The 9,302-nt window shown below is 61.7% G+C and carries 5 protein-coding genes; all 5 read left to right on the forward strand.

Annotation, left to right across the window (positions count from 1 at the left end; genetic code table 11):
- The first annotated feature begins 11 nt into the window (after window positions 1-11).
- Entirely contained in the window at window positions 12-2,138 is a 2,127-nt protein-coding gene (locus QW863_RS27115; protein ID WP_315716583.1) for a type I secretion system permease/ATPase, read from the forward strand.
- On the forward strand, window positions 2,125-3,579 hold the full coding sequence (locus QW863_RS27120) for an HlyD family type I secretion periplasmic adaptor subunit (RefSeq protein ID WP_315716584.1): 1,455 nt from the start codon (window positions 2,125-2,127) through the stop codon (window positions 3,577-3,579). Before QW863_RS27115 ends, QW863_RS27120 begins: the two co-directional genes overlap by 14 nt.
- Window positions 3,580-3,692: 113 nt before the next feature.
- Complete coding sequence (locus QW863_RS27125; RefSeq protein ID WP_315716585.1) at window positions 3,693-8,237, forward strand: RHS repeat-associated core domain-containing protein; 4,545 nt, start codon at window positions 3,693-3,695, stop codon at window positions 8,235-8,237.
- A complete protein-coding gene (locus QW863_RS27130) occupies window positions 8,237-8,602 on the forward strand; it encodes a hypothetical protein (protein WP_315716586.1) in 366 nt (121 codons plus the stop codon). Before QW863_RS27125 ends, QW863_RS27130 begins: the two co-directional genes overlap by 1 nt.
- 244 nt (window positions 8,603-8,846) lie before the next feature.
- Window positions 8,847-9,071, forward strand: a complete 225-nt coding sequence (locus tag QW863_RS27135; protein WP_315716587.1) for a hypothetical protein — start codon at window positions 8,847-8,849, stop codon at window positions 9,069-9,071.
- Window positions 9,072-9,302: the final 231 nt, after the last annotated feature.

Here is a 9,302-nt window from a genome sequence, read left to right on the forward strand (position 1 = left end):
GTGCAGGGGCAATGGACGCGGGGCAGAGGGATACGGGGCTCGACTGCCTGACATTGCTGCTGCGGTTTCATCAGGTCGCTATCGATCCGGCGCAGATTGCACATCAGTTGGCGGGAGAGCCGGTCGGCGTGACGGAGATGCTCCGCTGCGCCAAGCAGTTGAAGCTCAAGGCTCGCGCTGTCAGCCAGAATTGGGACGGCCTTGCCAAGCTGCCGCTGCCGGCCATCGCAGCGCGGGCTGATGGCTCGTTCGTCATTCTCGGCCAGGTCACCGTGGATGCGGCGCTGATCCAAGATCCGCAGGTCAACCGGCCGCAGAGTCTCAAGCGCGCCGAGTTCGAGGCCAACTGGACCGGCACGGTCGTGCTGATGGCGCGCCGCGCCTCGCTGACCGATCTTGCGCGCCGTTTCGACATCACCTGGTTCCTGCAGGCGATGCACAAATATCGCCGGCTGCTCGGCGAGGTGCTGCTGGCCTCGTTCTTCCTGCAGCTGTTCGGACTGGTGACGCCGCTGTTCTTCCAGGTCGTCACCGACAAGGTGCTGACCCATCGCGGCTACACCACGCTCGACGTGCTGGTGTTCGGGCTCGTTACAGTCACCATCTTCGAGACCGTGCTGGGGGGCTTGCGCACCTACGTCTTCTCCCACACCACCAACCGCATCGACGTCGAGCTCGGCGCGCGGCTGTTCCGCCATCTGGTCGCGCTGCCGATCGCCTATTTCGAGGCGCGGCGCGCCGGCGATTCCGTGGCGCGGGTGCGCGAGCTGGAGAACATCAGGAATTTCATTACCAGCTCGGCGCTGACCCTGGTGATCGATCTCGCCTTCACCTTCGTCTTCCTGGGCGTGATGTTCTACTACTCGCCGTTCCTGTCCTGGATCGTGATCGGCTCGTTCCCGTTCTACATCGCGCTGTCGGCCGGGGTGACGCCGATCTTCCGCAAGCGGCTCGACGTCAAGTTCGACCGCGGCGCCGAGAACCAGGCCTTCCTGGTCGAGACCGTCACCGCGATCCAGACCCTGAAGGCCATGGCAATCGAGCCGCAGATGCAGCGGCGCTGGGAGGAGCAGCTCGCCGGCTATGTCGGCGCCAGCTTCGACGTGCTGTCGCTCGGCAACTGGGCGAGCCAGTCGGTGCAGTTCATCAGCAAGATCGTCACCGCGCTGACCTTGTATTTCGGGGCGCATCTGGTGATCGAGGGCAGCTTGAGCGTCGGTGAGCTCATCGCCTTCAACATGCTGGCCGGGCGGGTGGCGCAGCCGGTGCTGCGGCTGGCGCAGCTGTGGCAGGATTTCCACCAGGCGCGGCTGTCGGTGGCGCGGCTCGGCGACATCCTCAACACCACGCCGGAGCCGGCGTTCAATCCCGGCCGCGCGGCGCTGCCGCCAGTGCGCGGCGAGGTCGTGTTCGACCACGTCCATTTCCGCTACCGCGTCGATGGACCGCTGGCGCTGCACGACGTCAGCCTGAAGGTGCCGGTCGGCCAAGTGGTCGGCATCGTCGGCCCCTCCGGCTCTGGCAAGTCGACACTGACCAAGCTGATCCAGCGGCTGTACGTCCCCGAGGCCGGCCGCATCCTGATCGACGGCGTCGATCTCACGGTCGCCGACGTCACCTGGCTGCGGCGGCAGATCGGCGCGGTGCTGCAGGAGAACGTGCTGTTCAACCGCTCGATCCGCGACAACATCGCGCTGGCCGATCCCGGCATGGCGATGGAGCGGGTGATCCAGGCGGCCGAGCTCGCCGGCGCCCATGAGTTCATTCTCGGCCTGCCCGACGGCTATGACACGGTGGTTGGCGAGCGCGGTGCCAGCCTCTCCGGCGGCCAGCGCCAGCGCATCGCGATTGCGCGTGCGCTGGTCACCAATCCGCGCATTCTCATTTTTGACGAGGCGACCTCGGCGCTCGACTATGAGAGCGAGAACATCATCCAGAGCAACATGCGCAAGATCTGCGCCGGGCGCACCGTGTTCATCATCGCGCACCGGCTGTCGGCGGTGCGCAACGCCGACCGCATCCTCACCATCGAGAATGGCCGCCTGGTCGAGGACGGCACCCATGACGAGCTGATCAAGCGCGCTGGGCGCTACGCGACGCTGGACCAGATCCAGGCGGGGCTCCATGTCGTCGGCTGAAGCGCAGAAGCAGGACAACGCGCCGATCTCGCTCGACGCGCGACGGGGCCGCCGCAAAGATGCCCGCGAGTTCCTCCCCGCGGCGCTGGAGATCGTGGAGACGCCGGCCTCGCCCGTGGGCCGAGCCGTGGCCGGGACCATCATGCTGTTCTTCGTCATCGCGATCGGCTGGTCGATCGTGGGCCATGTCGACATCATCGCCTCGGCGCAAGGCAAGATCGTGCCGACCGGCCGCACCAAGACCATCCAGCCGCTGGAAGCGGGCGTCGTCGCCGCGATCCACGTCCAGGACGGCGACAAGGTGCATGCCGGCGACGTGCTGGTCGAGCTCGATCGCACCGTCACCGAGGCCGAGCGCCGCCGCGTCGCGCAGGGCCTGATGCAGGCAAGGCTCGATGTTGCAAGGCTCGGTGTGCTCCGCGACAGCTTCGGCGATCTCGCCGAGCTGCGACCGCTCAACGTGCCCGAAGGCGCCGCACCCGCCGACGTCGCACGTACCCGCGCCGCCCTGCAGGCGCAGGCCGCCGAGCAGCTGTCGAAGCTCGCCTCCAATTTGCAGCAGATCGCACAGAAGCGTGCCGAGGCGCAGTCGATCGAGGCCGCGATCGCCAAGATCGATGCCACGCTCCCATTCCTGCAGGAGACCGCTGACATCCGCCGCAACGCCAAGGAGATCCAATACGGCAACCAGATCGCCTATATCGACGCGCAGTCGCGGCTGATCGACCAGCAGAGCGAGCGCATCGTGCAGACGCGGCGCCTGGTCGAGATCGAGGCGGCGCGGCTGGCGCTGGAGCAGCAGCTGGCGCAGACCCGCTCCGGCTTCGAGCGCCAGGTGCTGTCGGACCTCGCCGATGCCGAGAAGAAGGCCGACGAGCTGACGCAGGACCTCGTCAAGGCCGAGCGCAAGATCGCCGAGCAGGTGCTGCGCGCCCCGATCGACGGCACCGTGCAGCAGCTCGCGCTGCACACTGTCGGCGGCGTCGTCACACCGGCGCAACAGCTGATGCTCATCGTGCCCGCCGACAGCCAGCTCGAGGCGGAAGCCATGATCTCCAACCGCGACATCGGCTTCGTCAATGTCGGGCAATCAGCCGAGATCAAGATCGACACCTTCAACTTCACCCGCTACGGCCTCGTCCATGGCAAGGTGCTGAGCGTCTCCCAAGATTCGATCGTCCGCGAGAAGCCCGCCGATAAGCAGAATGGCGGCAAGGCGGCTGGTGCACTGGCCGAGACCAGCGAGCCGGCAGGCCAGGAGTTCATCTATTCGGCGCGGGTGTCGCTGGATGAGAAGCAAATGCAGATCGAGGACAAGATGGTCGCGCTCGCGCCGGGGATGGCGGTGACGGTGGAGATCAAGACGGGGACGAGACGGATCATCGAGTATGTGATGTCGCCGCTGCTCAGATACAAATCCGAGAGTCTTCGCGAACGATGAAACTACTCCGCGAAGATGCCGCGACTCATCACCGATTTTGTTGGGATGCCGACGTGGAAAGGGTTGTTGTCGAATTGACATCCTAAGGTGATAAAATACCGTGCAGTTGATCTATGATTGATATGTATTTGATTCGTGTTGTTGCAATCGGAAGTTGGGGGCACATGATCCGGGTTGGAAATAGGTTTGCGCAGCTGGCTTGGCTGCGCGGTTCTATCGTCGCAGTCATCTTGTTCTGTGCCTCGTTCATCGTCTGTCTTGCGCCTCAGCCGGTGCATGCGGGCCACTGGGCCAGCTATCACAACGGCAACTGCGGTTCGGATGGTATTGCCTGTGCGCAGGAAGACTTTTGGGCTTACTGGAGCAGCGACCCAAGCGTCATCCTGACGAAGTGCTATCTTAACGGGGCGGGGAGCAGCGGCATTTTCGCCGGTGCGATTTGTGACGGGAATTCGAATGGAGCTTACCGGGGTGGTGTAGCGTTTCTCAACTGCGATAGTGGTGAAGTTCTAACCGGATCGGGGTGTCTCGCTGCTCCCCCGGCGGATCACTGCCCGTCCTGTCGAGACCAGGTCGCCAATCCCGTCGATCTTCGCAGTGGCATGAAGATCGAGGCCTATACCGATTTCTCGACCCAGAGTACGAGCGACGGCGGTGCGTCGCTCAAATTCGAGCGCTTCTATACGAGCGATCAGGCGACGCTGAGCGGACGTCTGCGTCCGTCGCGGCTCGGTAACGGATGGCGGTCGAACTTCGATTCCGGCGCGATCGTCGCTTCCAATAGCGTGACGATTACGCTCCCCAACGGAGAGGTCGTCCTCTTCAGCTATGTCAGCTCGACCGGCCTCTACGCGCAGAGCTATTACGACTGGAGCCTGAAGAGCCTCGTCATTGGCAACCGCGGTCGGGCTGCGACGCTCGTGAAGAATGCGACCACACAGCTCTATACCCTGACGACGGATGACAATATCAGCCGGGTCTACGACGCCGGCGGCGTGCTGCAGTCGATCATATTCCAGAGCGGCTACACCCAGGCACTGACCTATGACAGCGCCGGCAACAACACGCTGGTAACCGACAGTTTCGGTCGGACCCTGCAGTTCACCTATACGCCGCAGGGGCTGCTCGATACGATGACGGTGCCCGGCGGACAAGTCTATCGCTACAAGTTCATTCCGCGCTACGCCATCGTCGGCAGGAGCGGTCCGGATCCGCTGCAGATGGCGGCGGACCTGTTCGCGCTCGAATACGTCATTCAGCCGGATACGACCGCAGACACGGCGGACAATCCGCGCATCCGCTATCATTACGAGAATGCAAGCTTTCCCTACGCGCTGACCGGCGTCACCAACGAGGCCGGCGTGCGCTACGCGACCTGGACCTACGATGCCAAGGGGAGGGTGCTGACATCGGAGCATGCCGGCGGCGTCGAGCGATATTCGATCGCCTACAATGATGTGGCCAACACGGTGACGGTGACCAATCCGCTGTCTAAGGTCGCAGTGTATCACTACAGCAAGGATGCGCGGGGCAACAACATCCTCGCCAGCATCGAGGGGCAGCCGTCCGCCAATTGCGTTGGTTCGAATTCCGTCATCGGCTATGACGTCAACAATTATGTTACGGACGAGACCGACGAGGAGGGGCGGGTCACGCATTACGTCCGCGACAGCCGCGGCAATCCGACGCTCGTCACCCGCGGCTACGGAACGCCGCTCGCGCAGTCGAACAGCTACACTTGGCATCCGACGCTCAACGTGCCGACGCGTGCGGTCGAGCCCGGCGTGACTACCGACTTCACCTGGACCGGCGGTCTTCTCACCCAGCTCACGAAGGCCGATACGACCAGCCAGACGGTGCCGTATGCGACCAACGGCCAGACCCGGACCTGGACTTACGGTTACACGACGGGAGGGTTGCTTGCCTCCGTCGATGGGCCGCTGCCCGGAGCCGGTGACACAGTCCTTTACACTTATGACCAGACGGGATTCGTGGCGACGATCACCAACGAGGTCGGCCACCTCACCAAGGTGATGTCGCATAACGGGCGGGGCCAGCCGACCACGATCCTCGACCCCAATGGCGTCTATACCAACCTGACCTACGATCCCCTGGGCCGGTTGAAGAGCACAATCGTGGATCCCAGCGGGCTGGTCGCGACGACGTCGATCGACTACACCCCGACGGGCGATGTCAGCCGGATCGTCAGGCCGAACGGCGCGTTCCTGCAATATACCTACGATGACGGCCGCCGGCTCATCCGGGTGCAGGACAATACCGGGGCGACGGTCGAGTACGACCGCGACAATCTCGGCAACGTCACCGCGCGGCGGATCAAGGATCCGAGCGGCATCCTGCAAGCGTCGCAGACGGCGACCTATGACGAACTCGGCCGGTTGCTGACGTTCGTCGGCGCGTTCGGGCAGACCTGGACCCACGGCTATGACCGCACCCACAACGAGGTGTCGGTCACAGATCCGCGAGCCAACGTGTTCGGATCGAGCTTTGACGGCCTCAACCGGCTGATTGGGACGACGGACGAGGAGGGCAACTCGGTCGCGGTGGCTCGCAACGGTGCCGACGACATCACCGCCTACAGCGACCCGCGCTCGCTCACCACCAGCTACGTCCGCAACGGTTTCGGTGAGGTGATCCAGCGCGTCAGCCCGGACAGCGGCACGACCACCTACACCTATAACGTCCTGGGCAAGCCGATGCAGATCGTCGATGCCCGCGGCGTCGGCACGAACCTGACCTATGACAATGCTGGGCGGCTGCTGGCCAAGCAGTATCCGGCAGCGCCCAGTGAGAACATCACCTATACCTGGGACGACGCGACCAACGGCAACAAGGGCAAAGGCAGGCTCACCCGGATCCAGGACGCCACCGGCTCGATCGATTGGACCTTCAACGCGCTCGGCCAGGTGATGCAGGAGCGCAAGGCCACGGGCTCGGCCATCTATGTCGTCGGCTATGGCTATGACCTCGCCGGAAACATCATCCGCATGACCTACCCGTCGGGACGGGTGGTCGATTACACTCGGGACACGGTCGGCCGCATTACGGATGTGACTTCGCGGACCACGAACGCGACCGTGCCTCTGGCGTCCAACGTGACGTATGGCGCTGCGGGGCCGTTGCAGTCGCTGACCTATGGCAATGGCCTGACCCTGATCAAGACGTATGATCAGGACTACCTACTGAGTCAGCTCGTCGTCACGGGCACTTCATCCGGAACCGATGTTGTCAATCGCCAATACAGCCGCAACGACGGCGTCAACATCACCGATATCACCGACACGGTCGATACGCTGCGCAGCGAGAATTACTCGTATACGCCGACCGGTCGGCTCGAGAATGCCAGCGGCCCCTGGGGCGTGCTTGGTTATGCCTACGACGCTGTCGGCAATCGGATGTTCGAATCCTATGCCAGCCGTGGAACCGTCACAGAGCAGATCACCCAGTACGAGGCCACGTCGAACCGGTTGGTCGATGTCAGCAGCAACGGAACCAACGTTCGGACATTTACTCACGACGCGGCAGGTAATCTCGTGACCGACAATCGGTCCGGCACGATCTATGGCTATCGCTACAACAACCGCGATCGGCTCGATCAGCTGAGTCTCAACTCGTCCGTCACGGCGGACTACGGCTATGACGGTTTGGAGCGGATGGCCGTCCGCACGCTACGGACGGCCTCGCCGCCCGCTACCATGCATTACGTGTACGATCTCACCGGTCGTCTTATCGCCGAAGCGACGGCCTCCGGCGTCGTGACCCGGGAGTATGTCTGGCTGGACGACATGCCGCTCGCCGTGGCAGCTGATCTCGACACGTCCGCGCCAAACCTCTGGTTCGTCCACGCCGACCATCTCGACCGCCCGATTCGGATGACGGACAGCACGAAGAACGTGGTGTGGAATGCATACTTCTTGCCGTTTGGCGCCGTCGACGTGATCCTAGGGTCTGCCACGAATAATCTGCGGTTTCCGGGGCAGTATTTTTTGTTGGAAGCCGGGCTTCACTACAATTGGTATAGACATTACGATCCCACCCTGGGACGATACACGCAGCCGGATCCTAATGGCGAAGTGCCGGCGTTCTGGTCTGTCACTTCTGGCGAGTCGCCCATTAGCTCTATAATTGACGGCCGGGGCATGTCGGCGCAGGCGTCCGCGTTTGTCCCGTCGTCACTCACTGTAAATTGGTCCTTCGGTCTAGAGCTGCCGGAATTGCTGGATGGACCAAATGTCTACGCCTACGCAGGGTCTGCGCCTGCGCTGAAGCGGGATCATACCGGTCGTTATGTCGACGCAATGGGAATCTGGTATCCGGGAACGGACGAAGAACCTGGTTTCGATTACAATCCTCTTGAGCACCCATATCAAACCGGCGGTATGATGTTGGCGGTGGTCGCTATGCCTTACGCTGGCGCGATCTGTGAGTATGCAGTGCTAGGATGGGAGTATTCGTTCGGCCGCAATTTCCGTTTTGCTCCCTATGGAAACCGCACGGGCCACCCCCTCGGACGTTGGCCGCATTATCACAGGCGAGCTGTCGATCCTGTGACGGGGGAGACTATGCCGGGAGGCGGTATCGGACGTCACCGGCCGTGGGAAACTAAGTCTACCGATCGATCATTTTGGAGCAGATTCTGATGAATGTGGACCTATCGAGTGTTGCTATCATAAACGAGTCTAGCAGCAGCGAAGTAGTTGGTGATGTAACGCTGTTCCGGAATTTTGAGAGCTTAGCTGCATGGACGGAGCCGATCGATGTTGAGAATAACGAGTACTTTGCGTATTCGTTGGCAGGAGATCGCCTCAACCTCAACGTTGAAAGCGACCGAGTGAAGGTTACAAAGGCTAACGACGGAGTTAATCTTTCCGCGCATGTTAGGAAACTTCTTGAAGCGACTGCTGAGCACGTCATTAGAGCAAGCAATCGGGAAAGCGTCACGGGTATTGATCCAAAGCTGATGTCGCTAAGAGAGCTTATCGATGTCATCGGTTTCGCCCGATAAAAGTGTCTATGCGTCTGGAGCGAGAAATATTTTCTTACAGCCGATCACTGTGGCTAACGCTCGATCGTCGGTCTGCTAAGGTTCCCGCGATTGTTCGGAATAAACCGCTTGTTGGACACTGGTTGCGACTTGGCTTGAGGTAGGAATCGCGGAGGTTGATCGTGCTACGAGCGTGCCGATGGTTGTGGACTACACAAGCTTCGGCTGAATGTGAGCCTTGAGACCTGAAGAGACACAGGTATCAGTGGCTACAATCTTCGGTGAATCCGGCGACGACACGCTCACCGGAACATCGGGCGCTGACACGATCTACGGCCTTGCCGGCGACGACATCTCGATTGGTTGGCAGGGCAACGAGACCTACATCTTCGACCGCGGTGATGGTCAGGATACGATCTTCGATAATGACGGTGGCAGTGGCGAAGTCAATACGCTGCAGTTCGGTCAGGAGTTTCGGAATCGCAAGTAACCGTCAAGGAATCTGGGACCGGGGATCTGGTCCTGGGCATCGAGACAAGCCAGAAGTCGTTGGTTGCGCCGCACTAATTTAGTTGGATTTGGTGATGTTGACCGTCGCTGCCGGCGAATGCATGAGTTGGCGGGTACAATTGGGGTTGGAGTTAGTACTTCGGGCGTCTGTGAACAACGGCTAAAGCCTGAGCTAAAGTGAGTTTGACGTACGGGCGACTTGGGGGCATTC

The organism is Bradyrhizobium sp. SZCCHNR1017 (genome assembly GCF_032381375.1).
GTDB lineage: Bacteria > Pseudomonadota > Alphaproteobacteria > Rhizobiales > Xanthobacteraceae > Bradyrhizobium.

What these genes read in the sequence shown, in the direction of transcription:
- QW863_RS27115 (WP_315716583.1), top strand. Translation starts at nt 12, where the DNA reads ATGGACGCGGGGCAGAGGGATACGGGGCTCGACTGCCTGACATTGCTG.
- QW863_RS27120 (WP_315716584.1), top strand. Translation starts at nt 2,125, where the DNA reads ATGTCGTCGGCTGAAGCGCAGAAGCAGGACAACGCGCCGATCTCGCTC.
- QW863_RS27125 (WP_315716585.1), top strand. Translation starts at nt 3,693, where the DNA reads ATGATTGATATGTATTTGATTCGTGTTGTTGCAATCGGAAGTTGGGGG.
- QW863_RS27130 (WP_315716586.1), top strand. Translation starts at nt 8,237, where the DNA reads ATGAATGTGGACCTATCGAGTGTTGCTATCATAAACGAGTCTAGCAGC.